The sequence below is a fragment of the Pseudomonas californiensis genome, from assembly GCF_021147775.1.
Classification (GTDB): Bacteria; Pseudomonadota; Gammaproteobacteria; order Pseudomonadales; family Pseudomonadaceae; genus Aquipseudomonas; species Aquipseudomonas californiensis.
Genome location: NZ_JAGTPK010000015.1, coordinates 45329 through 66007 on the forward strand (window position 1 = coordinate 45329; position 20679 = coordinate 66007).

Annotated in this window: 19 protein-coding genes; 5 read left to right on the forward strand and 14 right to left on the reverse strand. The window is 58.8% G+C overall.

Annotated features, from left to right (window positions below; translation table 11 throughout):
• Positions 1 to 8: 8 nt before the first annotated feature.
• From KDX37_RS16165 to KDX37_RS16175, 3 genes are all read right to left on the reverse strand, one after another.
• A complete protein-coding gene (locus KDX37_RS16165) occupies positions 9 to 1349 on the reverse strand; it encodes an MFS transporter (protein WP_231653689.1) in 1341 nt (446 codons plus the stop codon).
• A 27-nt stretch (positions 1350 to 1376) separates the two neighbouring features.
• Complete coding sequence (locus KDX37_RS16170) at positions 1377 to 2258, reverse strand: polysaccharide deacetylase family protein (RefSeq protein WP_024695135.1); 882 nt, start codon at positions 2256 to 2258, stop codon at positions 1377 to 1379.
• 76 nt (positions 2259 to 2334) lie between these two features.
• Positions 2335 to 3714 carry an amidase gene (locus KDX37_RS16175; protein WP_231653690.1) on the reverse strand — a complete coding sequence of 460 codons (1380 nt, stop codon included), beginning with the start codon at positions 3712 to 3714 and terminating at the stop codon, positions 2335 to 2337.
• Positions 3715 to 4057: 343 nt separating this feature from the next.
• Here KDX37_RS16175 and KDX37_RS16180 point away from each other — a divergent pair, with 343 nt between their 5' ends.
• Entirely contained in the window at positions 4058 to 5050 is a 993-nt protein-coding gene (locus tag KDX37_RS16180; protein ID WP_406642560.1) for a GntR family transcriptional regulator, read from the forward strand.
• Positions 5051 to 5094: 44 nt separating this feature from the next.
• Here the strand turns inward: KDX37_RS16180 and KDX37_RS16185 are convergent, their stop codons facing one another.
• Genes KDX37_RS16185 through KDX37_RS16200 form a run of 4 tightly spaced genes read right to left on the reverse strand, consistent with a single transcriptional unit; the run spans position 5095 to position 9407 of the window.
• Positions 5095 to 5517 carry a group I truncated hemoglobin gene (locus tag KDX37_RS16185; protein WP_231653691.1) on the reverse strand — a complete coding sequence of 141 codons (423 nt, stop codon included), beginning with the start codon at positions 5515 to 5517 and terminating at the stop codon, positions 5095 to 5097.
• A complete protein-coding gene (locus tag KDX37_RS16190) occupies positions 5517 to 6380 on the reverse strand; it encodes a DUF3034 family protein (protein WP_231653692.1) in 864 nt (287 codons plus the stop codon). Before KDX37_RS16190 ends, KDX37_RS16185 begins: the two co-directional genes overlap by 1 nt.
• Before the next feature lies 1 nt (position 6381).
• The gene (locus KDX37_RS16195) at positions 6382 to 8736 is read right to left on the reverse strand and encodes a bifunctional diguanylate cyclase/phosphodiesterase (RefSeq protein ID WP_231653693.1); all 2355 of its coding nucleotides are present in this window, start codon (positions 8734 to 8736) and stop codon (positions 6382 to 6384) included.
• Complete coding sequence (locus tag KDX37_RS16200) at positions 8733 to 9407, reverse strand: methylamine utilization protein (RefSeq protein WP_231653694.1); 675 nt, start codon at positions 9405 to 9407, stop codon at positions 8733 to 8735. The genes KDX37_RS16195 and KDX37_RS16200 overlap by 4 nt, the downstream gene beginning before the upstream one ends.
• 181 nt (positions 9408 to 9588) lie before the next feature.
• On the opposite strand from KDX37_RS16200, the gene lon reads away from it, so the two are divergent.
• From lon to cmoB, 4 genes are all read left to right on the forward strand, one after another.
• A complete protein-coding gene (gene lon, locus KDX37_RS16205; RefSeq protein ID WP_231653695.1) occupies positions 9589 to 12006 on the forward strand; it encodes an endopeptidase La in 2418 nt (805 codons plus the stop codon).
• Positions 12007 to 12172: 166 nt separating this feature from the next.
• Positions 12173 to 12562: a protease inhibitor I42 family protein gene (locus KDX37_RS16210; protein ID WP_231653696.1), complete on the forward strand. Its 390-nt coding sequence runs from the start codon at positions 12173 to 12175 to the stop codon at positions 12560 to 12562.
• 112 nt (positions 12563 to 12674) lie between these two features.
• Positions 12675 to 13418, forward strand: a complete 744-nt coding sequence (gene cmoA, locus KDX37_RS16215; protein WP_231653697.1) for a carboxy-S-adenosyl-L-methionine synthase CmoA — start codon at positions 12675 to 12677, stop codon at positions 13416 to 13418.
• A complete protein-coding gene (gene cmoB / locus KDX37_RS16220) occupies positions 13415 to 14374 on the forward strand; it encodes a tRNA 5-methoxyuridine(34)/uridine 5-oxyacetic acid(34) synthase CmoB (protein WP_231653698.1) in 960 nt (319 codons plus the stop codon). Before cmoA ends, cmoB begins: the two co-directional genes overlap by 4 nt.
• A 3-nt stretch (positions 14375 to 14377) precedes the next feature.
• On the opposite strand, the gene pdxJ is transcribed toward cmoB, so the two are convergent.
• From pdxJ to lepA, 7 genes are all read right to left on the reverse strand, one after another.
• Complete coding sequence (pdxJ, locus tag KDX37_RS16225) at positions 14378 to 15118, reverse strand: pyridoxine 5'-phosphate synthase (RefSeq protein ID WP_231653699.1); 741 nt, start codon at positions 15116 to 15118, stop codon at positions 14378 to 14380.
• A gap of 50 nt (positions 15119 to 15168) precedes the next feature.
• The gene (gene recO, locus KDX37_RS16230) at positions 15169 to 15852 is read right to left on the reverse strand and encodes a DNA repair protein RecO (protein WP_231653700.1); all 684 of its coding nucleotides are present in this window, start codon (positions 15850 to 15852) and stop codon (positions 15169 to 15171) included.
• A gap of 69 nt (positions 15853 to 15921) precedes the next feature.
• Entirely contained in the window at positions 15922 to 16824 is a 903-nt protein-coding gene (gene era, locus KDX37_RS16235; protein ID WP_231653701.1) for a GTPase Era, read from the reverse strand.
• Entirely contained in the window at positions 16817 to 17506 is a 690-nt protein-coding gene (rnc, locus tag KDX37_RS16240; protein WP_231653702.1) for a ribonuclease III, read from the reverse strand. Before rnc ends, era begins: the two co-directional genes overlap by 8 nt.
• The gene (locus KDX37_RS16245; protein WP_231653703.1) at positions 17503 to 17880 is read right to left on the reverse strand and encodes a DUF4845 domain-containing protein; all 378 of its coding nucleotides are present in this window, start codon (positions 17878 to 17880) and stop codon (positions 17503 to 17505) included. Before KDX37_RS16245 ends, rnc begins: the two co-directional genes overlap by 4 nt.
• A gap of 115 nt (positions 17881 to 17995) precedes the next feature.
• Positions 17996 to 18850, reverse strand: coding sequence for a signal peptidase I (gene lepB, locus KDX37_RS16250; protein WP_231653704.1), 855 nt, complete (start codon positions 18848 to 18850; stop codon positions 17996 to 17998).
• 9 nt (positions 18851 to 18859) lie between these two features.
• Complete coding sequence (gene lepA / locus KDX37_RS16255; protein ID WP_231653705.1) at positions 18860 to 20656, reverse strand: translation elongation factor 4; 1797 nt, start codon at positions 20654 to 20656, stop codon at positions 18860 to 18862.
• Between the last annotated feature and the right edge of the window lie 23 nt (positions 20657 to 20679).

Below are 20679 nucleotides of genomic sequence, written 5' to 3' on the forward strand. Positions count from 1 at the left end.
ATCACTCCTTATTTGACGGTTTCAGGGCGCACGTGGCGAGCCGCGAACATCAGCGCGCCAGACAGGAAACAAGGCAGCGCGCCGAAGTACAGCGCCGAGGTCTGCCAGTCACCGCCCGCACTCAGTACCGACGTGGCGCCAAAGCCTGCAACGACCGCACCCAGCGGTCCCATCGCATGGATGATTGCGCCGCCCGTGGCGCGGATACTGGTCGGGAAACTTTCGCTGATGAAAAACAGCGCAGCCGAGTAAGGCCCGATCAGGAAGAACAGGCCCAGGCTGTACAGCCCGACCACCATCGCCATGTTGCTAGGCCCATAAAGCATGCCCGCGAAAGCCAGACCACCGAGCATCCAGCCCAGACCAATCACGTTACGACGGCCGATGCGGTCGCCCATCCAGCCGTGGCTGAGGTAGCCGCAATAACCGACGAGATTGGACAGCACCAGAATGATCAGCGAGTTTTCGAACGAGATGTGATGGACGCTGATGATCACCGTAGTGCCCAGCACGCTGAACACCTGGATCGCCGCCCAGTTGAGCAGAATGGCCGCGCCAATCACCAGCGTTGCACGACGCGAAGTGCCACGGAACGCAGCCGCAAAGCCTGCCTTGCGATGTTCTTCGTAGTCGACGCCGTAGGTCTGAGCCACCGCCTGCGCCTGGCTCACGTCACCCTTTTTGCGCAATTGGGTAATACGTTGATGAATCTGAAACTGCGGGCTCTCCTTGAGTTTGCGCGCCATGATCGCGATGACGATGGCCGGGATTGCCGCAAACACGAAACAGCCCTGCCAGCCAATGATCGGCAACAGCACAGCGGTCAGCCCGGCAGCAATCAACGCACCCACCGGCCAGCCGCCCTGCACCAGGCTGTAGATGAAGCCCCGACGTTTGGCCAGACGCGGATCGTCGGATGCCGCATAGATTTCGCTCAGGTACGTCGCATTGACGGTTTCCTCCGCGTAGCCCAGCCCGCCCAGCGAGCGGATCAAGATCAGCGGTGATTTACCCCACGAGCCGCCAATGGCCGTGAGCGCCGAACAGATGGCCGAGCCGCTCACGGTAAAAATGATGCCTACACGCCGTCCAAGGCGATCAACCAGCGGGCCGATGGCCAACGCCACAACGGCCGTACCCACCGCGACCCAGGTCGCGATTTCGGCCTGCTCCACTTCACTCCATGAAAAATGCCGCCCGATTTCCGGCAACAGCGTGCCGAACAGAATGAAGTCATATACCGCAAACACCCACGCGAAAAACGCTATCCATGTGGCGAACCGCACTTGCTCCGGCGTCAATTGCTCTGGCTTCCAGCCGGTCAGGTCGAGCTTATTGTAAATGGACATGAGTGATGCCTCGGACAGGGCTAAGAATCAACGGTTACGTGGGTTGCGACGCACAAAGTCGTCGGCGATCTCGTCAAACGTGACGAACTTGACGCCTGCATGGCTCTGGATGTGCTCGATCAGACGCTCAAGCATCAACAGCACCTGCGGACGACCGGACACGTCCGGGTGAATGGTCATCGTGAACACCGCATGTTCATGCTCGCGATAGACCCAGTCGAACTGATCGCGCCACATCTCTTCCAGATGGCGCGGGTTGACGAAACCGTGGCTGTTGGGTGCCTTTTTGATGAACATCATCGGTGGCAGGTCGTCCAGGTACCAGTTGGCCGGGATCTCCACCAGATCGGTTTCTTCACCGCGCACCAGCGGCTTCATCCAGGTGTCCGGATGCTGGCTGTAATCAATTTTGGTCCACTTGTCACCGACCCGAACGTAGTAAGGATGGAAGTCGTTGTGCATCAGGCTGTGGTCGTACTTGATGCCTTTTTTGAGTAGCAGCTCGTTGGTGACATTGCTGAATTCCCACCACGGTGCGACGTAACCCGTCGGACGCTTGCCGGTCATCTGAGTGATCAGCTCGATAGACTTGTCGAGAACGATTTCTTCTTGCTCGGGCGTCATCGCAATCGGGTTTTCATGGCTGTAGCCATGCACGCCGATTTCATGACCGGCATCGGCCACCGCTTTCATCTGCTCGGGAAAGGTTTCCATCGAGTGCCCCGGAATGAACCAGGTGGTGCGCAGCCCGTAACGCTCGAACAGCTTGAGCAAGCGCGGCGCGCCGACTTCACCGGCGAACAGCCCGCGCGAGATATCGTCCGGTGAATCCTCACCACCGTACGAGCCGAGCCAGCCGGCTACCGCATCCACGTCCACACCAAACGCACACAAAATTTCTTTAGCCATCTTGGTTCTCCAGCAGGGTAATAAGACCGGCGTTGGGGCCGTCAGCGCGGCAGCCGATCTGCAAAGATCAGGTCATTCAAGGGGTATTCAGCAGCGCTTCGACAGCCAGCGCGGCACGTAACAGGCGCGCGTCTTCCCCGGCGGGCGCGCTGAGCAGCAAGCCGGTCGGCAAGCCCGATGCGTCACAACCACTGGGTAACGAGACGCCGGGCATATTGAGCAGGCTGCCGGGCATGGTCAGGCGCAGGGTGGCGAGGTTGGTCTTGATAAACAGCTCGTCGTCGGCGAGCAAAGGCGCAAGCGGCGGCGCCGCATGGGCGACGCTTGGGGTAATCAGCAGCGCACCGTCGAGTTCGAGGCTCAATTGCTCCTGAAGGCGTTCGCGCGCGCTGTACAGATTGATCAAAAGACTGGCGGGCATGTTTCGCGCCGCTTCGAGACGGTTGCGCACACGCGGGTCGAGCTGGCTGGCCGCGGCGCTGTCGAGCAGCGGCTGATGCAAGGCAAAGGCTTCGGCAGCACCCAGCCAGCCTTGCTGCTGGATCAGTTGCAATGTGGCCTGAAACGCCTGACAGGGCTGAACTTCAACCAATGCACCGCCTTCGCGCAACTTGACGATGGCCCACAGCAGGTTGTTGCGAACGCAAGGCTCGACCCGCTCATCGTCCAGCACCGCCTGATCCACCAGAAAACGCTGGCCTGCCAGGCTGCGCGGCGTCAGTGACGTGGGTTTGCTGCGAGCACACAATAGATCGTCGATCACCAGCGCATCGCGCACGCTACGAGTCAGCGGACCGACGCTGTCCAGCGTCAGCGCCAGCGGATACACGCCGTCACGGCTGTAACGACGACTGGTGCTGCGAAACCCCACCAGACCGTTGAAAGCCGCCGGAATGCGGATCGAGCCTGCAGTGTCGGTGCCCATCGCAATCGGCACGATCCCGGCAGCCACGGCAACCGCCGAACCCGATGAGGAACCGCCGGGGATGCGCAGCACACCGTCACTCACCGGGTTGATCGGCGTACCGAAATGCGGATTGAGGCCCAGCCCGGAATAGGCGAACTCGCTGAGGTTGGTCTTGCCCAGGCTGACCATGCCGGCGCGGCTGAGCAGCCCCACCGTCGGCGCATCGAGTAAAGCAGCAGACATCTTCTTGCGCAGCGCAGCACCTGCGGTGGTCACCGAACCCGCCACATCAAACAGGTCTTTCCAGGCGACCGGCACACCGTCGAGCGGCCCCAGCGGCTGGCCGTGGCGCCAGCGTATCGCCGACGCCTCGGCTTCACGGCGTGCACGCTCGACGCTCATGGAAATGAATACATGCTCCTGCTGCGCAGCCAGATGCAGCGCCTGATCCAGAACTTGCGCAGGATCACTACGACCCTCGGCGAAATCCCTGGCCATCGCGCATGCATCGTTGGCAGTGCCAGACGCAACCGTACTCGTGAATGACATGGCGCACCTTTAAAATGTACTTATTCATAAAATGTACATTTAACAAAGGCAGATTCCATGCCAATCTTCCACGCAGCCGAGGACTGATCAATGCCTTACTGAGGCCAATAAACGCGAAAACGCTGTGCTAGAAGCCTTTCCTTCAAAGCTCAACAGTGTTCAAAGCGCAAAAGCGCGGCATGACGGATTGTCATAAAGAAATAATGTATCTTTTTTAAAAGATACATTTTAGTGCAGAAAAGTAACGGCGGGCGCCATGACCGAGCATCCCGATGTACCTCAAGGTGACACTGGCGTATCTGTGCGAGAATCGCCCGTCAATCGCCAGAAGTGTATGAAACCGATGTCAGACGAGGACCAGCGCACCGCGTCGCGCTACGCCATGATCCGTGAGGTCTTGCGTAACGCGATCACCACGGGTGCGGCCGCCAATGGACTGGTGCTGCTTGAGGCACCGCTGGCAGAACTGTTCGGCACCAGCCGGGTGCCGGTGCGCAAAGCACTCAACCTGCTGCATGAAGACGGGTTGATCAGCCGCTTCGACGGTCGCGGCTACCTCGTCAACCCGGATCATCTCGACGTAGAGCCGCTGCGCCTGAGCCTGAGCCACAAACAGTTCGGTCTGGACAGCAACGAAGAGCTGGTGGACACCCGCCCGCTTGGCGAGCGCATCTACGACGAGATTGGTGCAGCGCTGTCGGCCTGCATCGCTTTCGGTCACTACCGTCTGGATGAGCAAAGCGCGGCCGAGCATTACGGCGTCAGTCGCACCGTGGTGCGTGAGGCACTGATGCGCTTGCGCGACCGCGGACTGGTTGAAAAGGAGCCCTACTCTCAATGGCTGGCCGGGCCACTCACAGCCCGCGAAGTGACCGATGACTACGAACTGCGCGCCTGCCTTGAACCGGAAGCGCTGCGCCAGACCGCACCCAACCTGAGCCGCGAGACGCTGGAGGCGATGCTGGCCAGAGTCATCGAGGCGCAGGCCGCCGAACACGGCAGCCTCGAACAGATAGAGCGCATCGAAGATGATCTGCATCAGCAGTGCCTGAGCGGCCTGCAGAATCGCAAGATCGTGACGCTGATCAGCCAGGCGCAAAGCCCGATGATCATCAACAGGATTTTTTATCGGCTACTGGGCATCGGCGCAGACGAGGCCATGCTGGCCGAGCACCGCATGATCCTTGAGCTGTTGCTGCACGGCGCCTTCGACGCCGCCGCCCTCAACCTGAAGGAGCACTTGCAACGCGCCCGGCAACGCATGCTGCAACGCCTGAAAGTGCTTTCAGTACTGCCAGAGCAGGAAGCGCCTGGGTATCTGACGCGCTTGAGCTGAATGCCGCCTGAGTGCCAACTGGTTACCCTGACCGTGACGTGACGCTATTTGCCGATCACTTCGCCACGCATCGGCGCCAGGCGGGCAATCAGACGGTTCTGCACCGGGACCGGGATTTTCTCGGCATCCATGGCATCAATCAGGTCCTCGACCAGGGCATTGAAGTCGCTGGGTGTCAGATTCTGGCCTTTGTGTGATTCGGCCATGCTGTCGCCGGTATAACGGCACGGGCCGCCAGCCTCGACGCAGAACTGCTCAACCAGCTTGTCACGCAACCGCACGATATTGACCTTGCGAAAGCGCTCGACGATGCGCTCGTCCTTGGCAATGTTCAGCAACATGCCTTCGACAATCCGCTGGATACCCGCACGCTGGCCCAGGTCCTGATAAAGGCTGTCATCCTTCGCAGGCTGCTGAGCGCAACCGACCAGCAGGGCGAGCGTCAGACAGATCAACAAACGCTTCATCAGAAGCTCCCTTGCACGGACAGATAGGTGCCGTTCTGGTTGTCCAGCGTGGCAATCTCACCCAGACGGGCGTAGGCCAGCACGAAGGACAGGTGTTTGTTGGGGAAGTAACCGACAAATACATCAGCCCAATCGCTTTCCCCTGCAAACGAAAGATTGTCAGGCTTTTCACGGTACTCGACACCCAGCGCCCAGCGCGGGTTGAACAGCACGGCAACGGAGCCCTCCTTGAGCAAGCTACGGGTGTCACGCCGATCACCGCCAAAACCCAGCAAACCGGTTTCGTTGGCACGGCTGTAACGCACGCCTCCGTTAACCAACACGTTGTAACCAAAGGCGGCGCCCATGAACAGTCGACTGGCTGTCAGGTAGCCTTCGACATCGGCATCACGCTGCGCGCCGACCAGGCTCGGGATCAGGAAATCGTTCTGGTGCTTGTACTCAATACCCAGCGACACTTGCGGCAAGTCGCCGTAGATCACATCGCCGAACAGACGCACTTTCACGCCGAACACATCCTGGCTGAGGTTATCGTCTGGCAGACTCAGCTTGTGTTGCAACGAACTGATGTCGAATCGCTGATGCGCATAGGACAGCTCGACACGGTTGCCGTAAGCCAGGGCCATACCGGCCACATCGAGGTTGTAGTCAGGCAGGTTGATGTGCGTGGCGAAGGCGGTTGCACCCCACTCGCCCTGCTCGCTGTAGCCAGTGATCACCGCCCACGGCGTGATCCCGCCCCCCGCATTACCTTCGATATTGCTGGCTCCGCCCGTAGCGATCAAACGACCATTGTCGGCCAACGCCAGAGGCGCAGCGGTAGCCAATGCACAGCCCAGCAACAGCGAGGTTCTGTAGGACATATCAATTCACCATAAGGCCAGGGGAGACCTGGGTTTTGGCCATCCATGCCTCAAAAGCAGAAGCAGCCAGAGGTCGGCTGATCAGGTAACCCTGAGCTGTGTCGCAATGCCAGCGCTGCAGCAGATCCAGACTGTGCTGATACTCGACGCCTTCAGCGACCACTTTGAGCCCCAGGTTGTGGCTCATTTCGATGGTCGAACGCACGATGACCGCGTCTTCACTGGTTTTATCCAGGTTGCGCACAAACGACTGGTCGATTTTCAGTTCCTGCACCGGCAGACGTTTCAGGTGAGCCAGCGACGAATAGCCGGTCCCAAAATCGTCAACCGACAGGCTGATGCCGCAATCACGCAGACGATGCAGCACCACCAGCGCTTTCTCCGGTTCGCTCATGACCGCACTTTCAGTGATCTCGAACACCAGTTGTTCGGCAGGCAGGTTGTAGCGTTTGAGCAGTTGCATGACGAAACCGGCCAAGTCATCGCCCAACAGGTCATCCGCAGAAATATTCACCGACACCTGCAACACCAGCCCGCGCTGGCGCCATTCGGCCAACTGACGCATCGCTTCTTCGATGACCCAATTGGTCAGCAAATGAATGCTGCCTGTGCGCTCGGCGAGGACGATGAATTCGGCTGGCGAGACATTACCGAACTGAGGGTGACTCCAGCGCAGCAGGGCTTCGGCCTGGCGTACGTAACCCTGACGAATATCCAGCTTGGGCTGGTAATGCAGCGTCAGTTCGCCGTTCTGAGGCGCTTTGCGCAAATCGCGGATCAGGCTGATCTGACGTTGATGCGCCAGGTCACTGCCGTCCTGATAGATCTGCAGGCGACCGGGCAGGAACGCAGCGTCCTTGCGCGCAATCGCAGCACGGTTGACCAGTTCCTGAGCAGAGTCGCCGTTATCCGGGTAGACCGTGATGCCCATGCAGCATTCGAGGGTGACGTCATGGTTGTCGATACGTTGAGGCGCGCTGAGCATGCGTTGCAAGGCGTCGCCCGTGGCCACCGCACCGTCGCTGGTGGTGTGATCAAGCAGCAACAGAAATTCGTTGGCGGTCAACCGGGCCACGGTGTCACCGGCGCGCAGGTTACTCTGCAGACGCTGACCCACTTCACGCAGCAGTTGCTCGACACCTTCGGCGCCCGCGCTTTCGTTGATGGCGGCCAGGTTTTCGATCCCCAGGTACAGCAAAGCCACTGGGCGTTCGGCGGCAATCGAGCTGCCCAGACGTTCCATCACCAGCGCGCGGTTGGGCAGACCGGTCAGGTTGTCGTGCAACGCGTTGTGCGCCAGTTGCCCTTCACGCACGGCAATACCGTGCTGCATGGTATTGATCGCATCGGCCAGCATGCCCAGCTCATCACTGCGCGCCATGTTCACTGGGGTTTCATAATCGCCGTCACCGATACGCTTGGCTGCGATGGCCAGCGCCCGCACCGGCAGTGATACGCTGCGGGCAAGGGCCAGGGTACCGATCAGCGATGCCAGCAAGGCGGCCATCGATATCCAGAAAATCTTTTCATCCAGCGGTGCGAAGGCCTGCAAGGCTTTGTCCAGAGGGCTTTGCAGCAAAGCGATGACTTGTCCGTCCTTGACCTCGCCCGTGTTGGCCAGCATCAATGTCTGGCTGAGGAAGTTCAGGTTGGACTGCTCGGTCACACGCATCTGACCGCCGGATGAGTTGCGCATCAGGTCGATGACGCCTGCGCGCAACGCTTCTGGCTGGGTGGTGATCAGGTCGCCGGACTCGCCGTTTTCGACGGTGAGAAACGACACTTCCAGGCCGCTGAGCGAACGCAGTTCTTCTGCGATATCGCGGTCGATGGTAAACCCCATCACCACACGACCGATGGGCAACGGTGCCAGTACGGTGCTCTCGACCAACAGGTGTGGCGTGCCGCCGCCAGGAACAATCAGCACTGACTGACTATTGCGCTTGGCCGTGCGCAACGCCTGGTCGTAGACGAACCTGGAGCCTTCCGGCACCGCTGCTACGGTACTGGCGACCACGACGCCGTCCATACCCAACAGGAACATGTCAGTCGCATTGATACGCTTGCCATGGTTGAGCAACACCGAGCGAATGGTCGACGCGTCCGCGCTGGCTACAGCATCACGAAAGCCAAAGTCGGCTGCCAGCAATTGCACCGCGTCACGCAAGCGCTTGCCACGCAGGTCGATCAGCCGCTCGAACACACGGCTACCGACCTCAAGCTGAGCCTGCGCCTGCGTGCGTACCGCATCGCCGGTCGCGACCTTGACCGCCACAAAAACCGCAGCGACCACGATGATCAGCAGTGCGATCAATACTCCGGCAATACGCGCCTGGAAGCTGATTTTAAGATTCATTCATGAGCGGCCTTGTGGAAGGCATCACCAAAACCACCCGCAGCGGGACGGGAAGGCTTGTCGTCGGCTTTTACTTCGACGGGCAATGTGAAGCGCTGCGTCAGGCCGGCAGCAGGCAGATCAAACTCAGCGCCCGCCACTGGCTGCATGTCTTCGATTTGCGGATGCCAAAGAGTGACCGCGTAATGACCGGCTGGCATCTGGTCCAGCTTGAGCTGCCCATTGCCATCAGTCACACCAAACCAGGGATCGTCCGTGACATAGATGTAGCCCACCATCCAGTCGTGGATATTGCAGCCCAACACCACCACGCCAGGCTTGTCGAACAGCAATGGGTCCGATGGTGTCCCTTCGTACAACCGCAGTTCGAAGCGCTTGGCGGGCGAGAAGGAATAGACCTGATGGCGAATGTTGTCGCTGTTGGGAAATTTGACCTGTGTACCGGTATGAACAGCCAGCACGCGAGGCGCGAACTCCTGGTCACGCTGGTCCATGGAGGCCTTGAGCACGGCAGGGGACGGATCTGCCGGTCCCTTGAGCGTGACCACAGCGTCGGCCAAAGGCTTGCCCTGTTTGTCGAGCAACTGTGCCGTCAGGGTCGCGGCTGAAGCGCTCGCCGCCGCGGCCGTCAACAGTCCAGCAATAACTGCCGAGAAAAATACATTGGTCATACCGATTCGTTCCACAACGGCAACGCCGCAAAGAAAAAGGCCTGCCTTGGCGACAACGACACGTCCACAAGACACGGAAAACAGCAGTTTTATTGTCCCTATCAACACTATCGACCGAACCCATTGAAACCTGAGGGTGCGTGCCCCATCTAAGAGCCATGTACAACTTTTCAGGTGCCCCATGAGCGATCCGCAAACAGACTCGCCAGATTTGCCGAATGACGCAGCCGAGCTCGACGTTTCGCTGAGTTCCGATAGCACCTCACTTGCCCTCCCCGGCCAGAATTTGCCGGACAAGGTTTATATCATTCCGATCCACAATCGCCCGTTCTTCCCGGCGCAGGTTTTGCCGGTAATCGTCAACGAAGAGCCGTGGGCCGAGACGCTGGAACTGGTGAGCAAGTCCGACCACCACTCGCTGGCGCTGTTTTTCATGGACACGCCACAGGAGGACCCGCGTCACTTCGACACGAATGCGCTGCCGGAGTATGGCACTTTGGTCAAGGTTCACCATGCCAGCCGTGAAAACGGGCGCTTGCAGTTTGTTGCGCAGGGCCTGAGCCGGGTGCGCATCCGCACCTGGCTCAAGCACCATCGCCCGCCGTATTTGGTCGAGGTCGAATACCCGCAGCAGCCGAACGAGCCTACTGACGAAGTAAAAGCCTATGGCATGGCACTGATCAACGCGATCAAGGAACTGCTGCCGCTCAACCCCTTGTACAGCGAAGAGCTGAAAAACTACCTCAATCGCTTCAGCCCGAACGACCCGTCCCCGCTGACCGACTTTGCCGCCGCGCTGACTTCGGCGACCGGCGTAGAGCTCCAGCAGGTGCTGGACTGCGTGCCCATGCTCAAGCGCATGGAAAAAGTTCTGCCCATGCTGCGCAAGGAAGTCGAAGTCGCACGCCTGCAGAAAGAGATCTCCGCCGAGGTCAATCGCAAGATTGGCGAGCATCAGCGTCAGTTCTTCCTTAAAGAGCAGCTCAAGGTCATTCAGCAGGAACTGGGGCTGAGCAAGGACGACCGCAGCGCTGATATCGAGCAGTTCGAGCAACGCCTGGAAGGCAAGACATTGCCACCGCAGGCGCGGAAAAAGATCGACGAGGAGATCGGCAAGCTTAAGGTCCTGGAAACCGGCTCGCCCGAATACGCCGTGACCCGCAATTACCTCGACTGGGCCAGTTCCCTGCCGTGGGGCGTGTATGGCGCGGATAAACTGGACCTCAAGCACGCCCGCAAAGTCCTGGACAAGCACCACGCAGGGCTGGACGACATCAAGTCCCGGATTCTCGAATTCCTCGCCGTGGGCGCCTACAAAGGCGAGATCAGCGGCTCCATCGTACTGCTGGTCGGACCGCCAGGCGTGGGCAAGACCAGCGTCGGCCGCTCAATCGCCGAATCCCTCGGACGACCGTTCTATCGCCTGAGTGTGGGCGGCATGCGCGACGAGGCCGAAATCAAGGGTCACCGTCGGACTTACATCGGTGCCCAGCCCGGCAAACTGGTTCAGGCGCTCAAGGATGTAGAGGTGATGAACCCGGTCATCATGCTCGACGAAATCGACAAGATGGGTCAAAGCTATCAAGGCGACCCGGCCTCTGCTCTGCTTGAAACACTCGACCCTGAACAGAACGTCGAATTCCTCGACCACTATCTGGACCTGCGTCTCGACCTCTCCAAGGTCTTGTTCGTCTGCACAGCCAACACTCTGGACTCGATTCCCGGCCCCTTGCTTGACCGCATGGAAGTGATTCGCCTGTCCGGCTACATCACTGAAGAAAAACTCGCGATTGCCAAGCGCCACCTGTGGCCCAAGCAACTGGAAAAGGCCGGCGTCGCGAAGAGCAAGCTGACCATCAGCGACAGTGCGCTGCGCGCCGTGATCGAAGGTTATGCGCGGGAAGCCGGTGTACGGCATCTGGAGAAGCAGCTCGGCAAGCTGGTGCGCAAAGCTGTCGTCAAACTGCTGGACGCTCCTGATTCAACCATCAAGATCGCGCCGAAAGACCTCGAAGCGTCACTGGGCATGCCGTTGTTCCGCAGCGAGCAGGTACTGTCGGGCACCGGCGTGATCACCGGCCTGGCCTGGACCAGTATGGGCGGCGCGACGCTGCCGATCGAAGCAACACGTATCCACACGTTGAACCGCGGCTTCAAGCTGACCGGGCAGTTAGGCGACGTGATGAAAGAGTCGGCCGAAATCGCTTACAGCTACATCAGTTCCAACCTGTCGAAGTTTGGCGGCGACGCGAAGTTCTTTGATGAAGCGTTCGTGCATGTGCACGTTCCTGAAGGCGCTACACCGAAGGACGGCCCAAGTGCAGGTGTGACCATGGCCAGCGCCCTGCTGTCCCTGGCTCGCAATCAGCCGCCGAAGAAAGGCGTTGCGATGACCGGCGAACTGACCCTCACCGGTCATGTGCTGCCGATTGGCGGCGTGCGTGAGAAAGTCATCGCGGCCCGTCGTCAGAAGATCAATGAGCTGATCCTGCCGGAGCCCAATCGTGGCAATTTCGAGGAGCTGCCTGACTACCTCAAGGAAGGCCTGACGGTTCATTTCGCCAAGCGCTTTGCCGATGTAGCGAAAGTGTTGTTCTAAGCCCTGACGCTGGCGCCTGCGCAGACTTGCGCGGCGTCAGCATGGCCGGACAGGCCTTGTACGTATCGACCCGCTCAGGACTTGCGCCGCAAGCGGGCCATACGCTCCCCTCGAAAACCCTGATCGGTTATCCTCGCAACATCGTCACGCAAAACCGGACCTTGCCATGACTGTTGCCAGACTTATTGCACCGCTGAGCCTCGCCCTGCTGGCCGCTTGTGCACAAACGCCAAAAAACATTGTTTCCATCGACAGCAAAAGTGACTGTCCGCTCACATTGAGCACTGGACAGACCTTGATCCTCACCCTGCCCAGCAATCCCACCACCGGTTTTCGCTGGCTGACCCAGAACCCTGCCCAAGGCATTCTGCGCAGCCTGGGGCCAGAGGTGTACGCCACCGAAGGCAAGGAAGTGATTGGCAGTGGCGGACAATCCGTCTGGCGCTACAAAGCGGCGGACAAGGGTACCGGCCACCTGATGATGGTCTATCAACAACCCTGGGCACCCGAGGTTGCACCTGAGCAGACCTTTGACTGCTCCATCACCGTGAAGTGAAGCGTTTGGCAGGCGCTGCCCCGCGCCTCATCCGACAACTCGCTCTGCATCATGCAGACCGGCAACAACTTGGCTAGAATGCCCGCCTTTCAAAGCCTTCGCCGGAACCGCCGTGAGCAAAGAACCCGACCGCATTTTCGCCCAGCCACTGGTTCAGGTGCCTGACTTCGCCTTCAATGAAGACGTGGTGCGGGTATTTCCTGACATGATCAAGCGCTCGGTCCCCGGCTATCCGACGATCGTCGAGAACCTCGGCGTCCTCGCCGCGCAGTTTGCCCAGCCTGACACCGTGCTGTACGACCTGGGCAGTTCGCTGGGTGCCGTGACTCAGGCCCTGCGTCGCCATGTTCGCAGTGAAGGCTGCAGCGTCGTCGCTGTGGATAATTCAAGCGCGATGGTCGAGCGCTGCCGCGAATACCTGAACGCACAGAACTCCATGTTTCAGGAGCTGCTGCCGGTGGACGTCATCGAGGGCGATATTCTGGGGCTGGAGTTCAAACCGGCATCGGTCGTTGCGCTGAACTTTACATTGCAATTCATCGCTCCAGAACTGCGCCTAGGGTTGCTGACGCGCATTCACGGCGCACTGGTGCCGGGCGGCGCACTGATCCTCTCGGAAAAGCTGCGCTTCAACGACGATCAGGAACACGCTCTACTGACCGACCTGCACATCGCCTTCAAACGCGCCAACGGCTACAGCGATCTGGAAATAGCCCAGAAACGCAGTGCCATTGAAAACGTCATGAAGCCCGACAGCCTCGAAGAACACCGCCAACGCCTGCTTGCCGCGGGGTTCTCCAGGGTGGTGCCATGGTTCCAATGTCTTAACTTTGCCTCGTTGATTGCCCTGCCATGATTGATCTCGCTCCACTTGTCCGCCGCCTGGCGCGAACGCCACTGGCTGAATGGGCCAACGGCCTGCAAGCACAACTCGACCTCAAGATGGCCAAGGGTCATGGCGATCTGCAACGTTGGCAGGCGGCGCTGGATGCGCTACCCGACCTGCAACCGGGCCGCGTCGACCTGGCCGACAGCTTTACCCTTGAAACCGAATGCAATGGCGAAACCCGCACCGTACTGCGCAAGGCACTGATGGGGCTGTCACCGTGGCGCAAAGGGCCATTCAATGTCTTTGGCGTCCACATCGACACCGAATGGCGTTCGGACTGGAAATGGTCACGGGTATCCCCGCACCTCGACCTCAAAGGCAAGCGGGTTCTGGACGTGGGGTGCGGCAACGGTTATTACCAGTGGCGCATGCTGGGTGCTGGCGCTGACAGTGTCATTGGTGTCGACCCCAACTGGCTGTTCTTCTGCCAGTTCCAGGCCATGCAGCGCTATCTGCCCGACCTGCCAGCCTGGCATCTGCCATTCGCGCTCGAAGACTTGCCAGCCAATCTGGAAGGCTTCGACACAGTGTTTTCGATGGGCGTGCTCTATCACCGAAAATCCCCCATCGACCATTTGCTGGCGTTGAAAGACTGCCTGGTCAAGGGCGGCGAACTGGTAATGGAAACACTGGTGGTGCCGGGTGATGTGCATCAGGTGCTGGTGCCGGAAGACCGCTACGCGCAGATGCGCAACGTCTGGTTCCTGCCATCAGTGCCCGCGCTGGAGCTGTGGATGCGCCGCGCGGGTTTCGAAGATGTACGTTGCGTGGACGTCAGCAACACGACGGTCCAGGAGCAGCGCAGCACCGAGTGGATGCGCTTTCAGTCACTGGGCGACTTCCTCGACCCTGCCGATCACAGCAAAACCGTCGAAGGACTGCCCGCGCCGATGCGGGCAGTGATCGTAGGGCGAAAACCGTAGTCGTTAGCGGGCAGACTCGACAATCAGTGCTTTCATTTCGGCAACGGCAGCCTTGAAACCGACGAACAGTGCATGGGCCACCAGCGCGTGGCCAATGTTCAGTTCATTGATGCCCTTGATCGCAGCCACCGCCTGTACGTTGTGATAGTGCAGGCCGTGGCCAGCATTGACGATCAGTCCCTGAGCGATGCCGAACGTTACGCCATCGGCGATTCGTTGCAGTTCATCGGCCACTTCAGTCGGGGTTTCGGCGTCGGCATAGCGGCCTGTATGCAGTTCGATGGCGGGCGCGCCGACACGCTTTGACGCGGCAATCTGGCGCTCGTCCGGGTCGATAAACAGCGAAACCTCACACCCGATCTTCGCCAGACGCTCCACCGCCGCCTTGATGCGCGCCTCTTGGCCCGCCACATCAAGACCGCCTTCGGTAGTCAGCTCTTCGCGGGTTTCAGGCACCAGACAGACATGAGCCGGACGAATACGCTCGGCGAACGCCAGCATTTCCTCGGTGACACCCATCTCGAAGTTCATACGGGTCTGCAACACTTCCTTGAGCAACAGAACGTCGCGTTCCTGGATATGCCGACGGTCCTCACGCAAGTGCACCGTAATGCCGTCGGCACCTGCTTCTTCGGCGTCCAGGGCTGCTTTGACCGGGTCCGGGTAACGCGTACCGCGGGCCTGACGCAGCGTGGCCACGTGGTCGATGTTCACGCCTAGAAGGATGCGGGTACTTTGGGTCACAGGTATCTCCTGAGGTTTGATCGAAGCAGGCCGTAAAGCATAAAGCCTGATCACGGCTTGCGAAACAGTTCACGACTGACCAATGGGCGGCCGCCCAGGTGCACGGCCAGTGCCTGACGCATCAGACGCTTGGCAGCGGACATCGCGCCAGGCGCTGCCCAGTCCGCTTGCGACATGGCGAGCAATTCAACGCCTTGAAACAGTCCGGGCTGCAACAGATAAACCCGTTCAAGACCGGCATCGACTTGCAGGCGGTACATGCCATCGGCTGCCAGGGGCTCACCGTTGACGTCGACGGTCAGCTCGAAGCCATAACCGAGATCGTCCAGCAGGCGCCATTCGAACGAGCGCAGCAACGGCTCAAGGGGACGCCCTTCGGCGAGTGCCAACAGCGTGGCCGCATAATGATCGAATACGGCGGGATGAGGGTCTTCGGAAGGCAACAGGCGAATCAGCAACTCGTTGAGGTACATGCCGCTGAACAGCGCTTCACCAGTCATCCAGGTGGCGACGCCTGCACTTTCCATACGCCCGACATTTTTCAGCTCGCCACGGCCACGAAACTCGACTTCGAGCGGGACAAAGGGACGCGCCAGCGATCCGGCCTTGCCCTTGGCACTGCGCAGTACTGCTCGAAGACGACCCTGTGGAGTCAGAAAATCGACCAGCGCGCTGTTTTCGCGGTAGGCACGGCTGTGGAGCACATAGGCGGGTTGACCGGTGGGCGTGCTCATCGGACGGGCTCTGAAAAGAAGGTATTCACTGGGTCCGTGAAATACTCATGGACCCAGCAAAAGAGCGGCTTAAAGGTCGCCGTAACCGAGCGAGCGCAGTGCCCGCTCATCATCTGACCAGCCGCCTTTGACCTTGACCCACAGGTTGAGCATGACTTTGGAGTCGAACAACAGCTCCATGTCACGACGGGCGTCACTGCCGATGCGTTTGATACGCTCGCCCTTGTCACCAATGATGATCTTCTTCTGGCCATCACGCTCGACGAGAATGAGCGCATGGATATGCAGAATACGACCCTGCTGCTTGAACTCTTCGATTTCGACAGTGATCTGGTACGGAAGCTCTGCACCCAACTGACGCATGATTTTTTCGCGAACCAGTTCGGCGGCCAGAAAACGACTGCTGCGGTCGGTGATCTGGTCTTCCGGGAAGAAGTGTTCGTTTTCCGGCAAGTGCGTTGCGATCAGGCTTTCCAGCGCTTCGAGGTTATGCCCGTGTTGCGCGGAAATCGGCACGATAGACGCATTTGGCAGCTGGCCCTGCAACCATTCCAGATGCGGCATCAGCTCGCTTTTGTCTTCGATGCGGTCGGTCTTGTTGATCGCCAGAATGACTGGACCCTGCACGTATTGAACACGCTCAAGCACCATCTGGTCTTCGTCGGTCCAGCGAGTGCGGTCCACAACAAAGATCACCACGTCGACATCTTTCAGCGCGGCCGAAGCAGTCTTGTTCATGTAGCGGTTGAGGGCTTTCTCGCCATTCTTGTGCATGCCCGGGGTATCGACATAGACGGCCTGAACAGCGCCCTCGGTCTTGATGCCCAGCATGTTGTGCCGAGTGGTCTGCGGCTTGCGCGAGGTAATCGCGAGCTTCTGACCGAGAATATGGTTGAGCAGCGTGGACTTGCCTACGTTAGGGCGGCCGACGATGGCAACATAGCCACAGCGTGTTGCAGTTGTATCAGTCATGACCGTTCTCCACGCCAAGTGCAATGAGTGCTGCCGCTGCGGCTACCTGTTCGGCAATCCGTCGGCTGACACCCTGACCTCGACTTTTTTCATTCAATAAGGCGATTTCGCATTCGACGAAGAACGTCCGGCAATGCGGCTCACCCTGGATATCCACTACTTCGTAACGCGGCAATTCACACGCACGCGACTGAAGAAACTCCTGCAGTCGTGTTTTCGGGTCCTTGTTGGTATCGACCAGGGTCAGGCTGTCGAACTCGGTCGTCAGCCACGCCAGCACTCGCTCACGCGCAACCTCCATGCCGGCATCCAGATAGATTGCACCAATCAAGGCCTCAAGCGCGTCGGCCAGAATGGACTCACGACGGAAACCGCCGCTTTTGAGCTCGCCAGAGCCCAGACGCAAGTATTCACCCAAATCAAAACCGCGCGCCAGCAACGCCAGGGTTTCCCCTTTGACCAATCGCGCCCGCAAGCGGGACAACTGGCCTTCGCGAGCCTGAGGAAAGCGCTCGAACAGCGCCTCACCCGCCACGAAGTTGAGAATGGCATCACCGAGAAACTCGAGCCGTTCGTTGTTACGGCCGGCAAAACTGCGGTGGGTCAGGGCCAGGACCATCAGGTCCTGATCCTTGAAGGTATAGCCGAGCTGACGCTCAAGGCGGCTCAAGGATACGCTCACAGTTTGCCCACGCTCATTTGCTTGTCGAATTTGATGACCACATCAATGCTGCTGATCAACGACTCGCGTTGCTCGTAATTCAAATGAGCGTTGAACGTGTTGTTCTCCACCGTCACTCTTAACGCCTTGTTCAAATCTATATCCCGAATGCTGTTGAGCTGCATGCTCTTGTCGACATAACTGTAAAAATCACTGGCTGTGGTGATCGCCAGGCTCTGATTGCTCTCGACCGTCTCGATGATCTTCTTCATCGTCATGTAGTCAAGGTAATGAGGGACCAGCTTGAATGCGGTACTCGCCGTGAAAACGACCAGCACAAGCACCAACAGACCTCCCAAAAGCGACGCACCTTTCTGAGATGCAGAGAACGTCATGTTCACTTCCGACCTCCTGGTCTTCCCGCCTGCCCGCCCCGACTGACTCATCGTTGAGCGGGTATTGAAGCTGTTCCAAATGACATACGGCGCTGCTCATGCAGCGCCGTATCCATTACTTGATCAACCCCACCCTCGAAAAGTTGGGGAAGTGACTCAGTTTGGGCTCGGGCCAGCTCATCCAGACAGCGAACGCCTTGCCTACAATGTTCTTGTCTGGAACCATGCCCAGCTCGTCCTTGGCAATATTTGGATCATCCCAGTAACGGCTGTCGTTGGAGTTGTCCCGGTTGTCGCCCATCATGAAGTAATGCGCGGCTGGCACCGTCCATTCGGTATCAGGCGGGGCACGATAACGGCTCATTTCCTGACGGATCTGGTGCTCGACGGCGCCCAGTTGCTCTTCATAGAGTTCAGCGCTGCCCAGCGTGCCGGGCTCTGTGCCTATCAGCTTTTTGGCAACCAGCTCGCCGTTGACGAACAGACGCTTGTCACTGGTGTAACGAATGCGATCGCCCGGCAGCCCCACAACCCGCTTGATGTAATTGACGCTCGGGTCGCTCGGGTAGCGAAAGACCATGACGTCGCCACGCTGCGGATCGCCGATCTGAATCACTTTCTGGTCCAGTACGGGCAAACGAATGCCGTAGGAGAACTTGTTGACCAGAATGAAATCACCCACGTCCAGTGTCGGTTTCATGGAGCCAGATGGAATCTGGAACGGTTCGACCAGAAACGAGCGCAGCACCAGGACAATAAACAACACGGGAAAGAACGACTTGCCGTATTCGACCAGCAAGGGCTCTTTGTTGAGTCGCTCGACGACAGCAAGGTCAGGTTCTCCGACGCTCCCCTGATAAGTCGAAATGGCCGCCCGGCGACGAGGCGCCAGGAAGACCAGATCAATCAATGCAAGTACGCCACAGACGAACACAGCGATGACCAACAACAGCGGGAAATTTAGTGACATAGGACCTGACTATTCCAACCTGAGCACTGCAAGGAAAGCTTCCTGTGGAATTTCCACGTTGCCGACCTGCTTCATGCGTTTCTTACCGGCCTTTTGCTTCTCCAGCAATTTACGCTTACGGCTTACGTCACCGCCGTAGCATTTGGCCAATACGTTCTTTCTGAGTGCCTTGACGGTTGTCCGGGCCACAATCTGACCACCAATGGCAGCCTGAATTGCAACGTCGAACATCTGCCGTGGAATCAGCTCTTTCATTTTCTCGGTCAACGCGCGCCCTTTGTAGTGCGCATTGTCCCGGTGAACGATCAACGCCAGTGCGTCGACCTTCTCACCGTTGATCAAAACATCGAGCTTGACCAGATTGGCAGACTGGTAACGATCAAAATGATAATCCAGGGAAGCATAACCGCGGCTGACTGACTTGAGACGATCGAAGAAGTCGAGGACAACCTCGTTCATCGGCAAATCGTAAGTCACCTGGACCTGAGTCCCAAGGAACAGCATGTCGTGCTGTACGCCACGCTTCTCGATGCACAGCGTAATGACGTTGCCCAGGTGCTCCTGAGGCACAAGAATATTTGCCCGAACGATTGGCTCGCGCATGTCCTCGATGACCGACAGGTCAGGCAGCTTGGACGGGTTATCGACATAGATCGTCTCGCCGGTCTTCAGCAACAGCTCGAAGATTACCGTCGGCGCGGTGGTGATCAGGTCCAGGTCGTATTCGCGCTCGAGGCGCTCCTGGATGATCTCCATGTGGAGCATGCCCAGGAAGCCACAACGAAAACCGAAGCCCAGTGCATCGGAGCTTTCCGGCAGGTACTGCAGCGAAGAGTCGTTGAGTGTCAGCTTCTGCAACGCTTCACGGAAGTCTTCAAAGTCATCGGAGCTGACCGGGAACAGACCGGCGTAAACCTGCGGCTGGATTCGTTTGAATCCAGGCAGAACGTCAACGTCCGGGGTGGTGTTCAAGGTCAGGGTGTCACCGACTGGCGCACCGTGAATGTCTTTGATGCCGGCGATGATGAAGCCTACTTCGCCTGCTTTCAGATCAACGGTAGCCGTGTGCTTGGGGTTGAATACACCCACGCTGTCCACCAGATGGATCTTGCCGGTAGACTTGACCAGAATCTTGTCGCCCTTCCTCACTCGGCCATGGCGCACGCGTACCAGAGAGACAACGCCCAGGTAGTTGTCGAACCAGGAATCGATGATCAACGCCTGCAGCGGATCTTCGATATTGCCGGTCGGTGCTGGAATGGTCGCCACCAGGCGCTCAAGCACCTCGTCAACGCCCATGCCACTCTTGGCGCTACAGGCCACTGCGTCAGTCGCGTCAATACCGATGATCTTCTCGATCTCTTCCTTGACGCGGTCCGGATCGGCCTGTGGCAGGTCCATCTTGTTCAGCACCGGCATGACCTCAAGGCCCTGCTCGATAGCGGTGTAGCAGTTGGCAACCGACTGCGCTTCAACGCCCTGACCCGCATCCACGACCAGCAACGCGCCTTCACACGCGGCCAGGGAACGGCTGACTTCGTAGGTGAAGTCCACATGCCCCGGGGTGTCAATGAAGTTCAGCTGGTAGGTGATACCGTCTTTGGCCTTGTAGTACAGAGTAACGCTGTGGGCCTTGATGGTGATCCCGCGCTCGCGCTCAAGATCCATGGAATCGAGCACCTGCGCTTCCATTTCGCGCTCGGACAAACCGCCGCACATTTGAATGAAGCGGTCGGCCAGCGTCGACTTGCCATGGTCAATGTGGGCGATGATGGAGAAATTGCGGATATGACTCAAATCACTCACGGATCAACACTCAAAAAGGTTGC

What these genes read in the sequence shown, in the direction of transcription:
- KDX37_RS16165 (WP_231653689.1), bottom strand. Translation starts at nt 1,349, where the DNA reads ATGTCCATTTACAATAAGCTCGACCTGACCGGCTGGAAGCCAGAGCAA.
- KDX37_RS16170 (WP_024695135.1), bottom strand. Translation starts at nt 2,258, where the DNA reads ATGGCTAAAGAAATTTTGTGTGCGTTTGGTGTGGACGTGGATGCGGTA.
- KDX37_RS16175 (WP_231653690.1), bottom strand. Translation starts at nt 3,714, where the DNA reads ATGTCATTCACGAGTACGGTTGCGTCTGGCACTGCCAACGATGCATGC.
- KDX37_RS16180 (WP_406642560.1), top strand. Translation starts at nt 4,058, where the DNA reads ATGTCAGACGAGGACCAGCGCACCGCGTCGCGCTACGCCATGATCCGT.
- KDX37_RS16185 (WP_231653691.1), bottom strand. Translation starts at nt 5,517, where the DNA reads ATGAAGCGTTTGTTGATCTGTCTGACGCTCGCCCTGCTGGTCGGTTGC.
- KDX37_RS16190 (WP_231653692.1), bottom strand. Translation starts at nt 6,380, where the DNA reads ATGTCCTACAGAACCTCGCTGTTGCTGGGCTGTGCATTGGCTACCGCT.
- KDX37_RS16195 (WP_231653693.1), bottom strand. Translation starts at nt 8,736, where the DNA reads ATGAATCTTAAAATCAGCTTCCAGGCGCGTATTGCCGGAGTATTGATC.
- KDX37_RS16200 (WP_231653694.1), bottom strand. Translation starts at nt 9,407, where the DNA reads ATGACCAATGTATTTTTCTCGGCAGTTATTGCTGGACTGTTGACGGCC.
- lon (WP_231653695.1), top strand. Translation starts at nt 9,589, where the DNA reads ATGAGCGATCCGCAAACAGACTCGCCAGATTTGCCGAATGACGCAGCC.
- KDX37_RS16210 (WP_231653696.1), top strand. Translation starts at nt 12,173, where the DNA reads ATGACTGTTGCCAGACTTATTGCACCGCTGAGCCTCGCCCTGCTGGCC.
- cmoB (WP_231653698.1), top strand. Translation starts at nt 13,415, where the DNA reads ATGATTGATCTCGCTCCACTTGTCCGCCGCCTGGCGCGAACGCCACTG.
- recO (WP_231653700.1), bottom strand. Translation starts at nt 15,852, where the DNA reads ATGAGCACGCCCACCGGTCAACCCGCCTATGTGCTCCACAGCCGTGCC.
- era (WP_231653701.1), bottom strand. Translation starts at nt 16,824, where the DNA reads ATGACTGATACAACTGCAACACGCTGTGGCTATGTTGCCATCGTCGGC.
- KDX37_RS16245 (WP_231653703.1), bottom strand. Translation starts at nt 17,880, where the DNA reads ATGACGTTCTCTGCATCTCAGAAAGGTGCGTCGCTTTTGGGAGGTCTG.
- lepB (WP_231653704.1), bottom strand. Translation starts at nt 18,850, where the DNA reads ATGTCACTAAATTTCCCGCTGTTGTTGGTCATCGCTGTGTTCGTCTGT.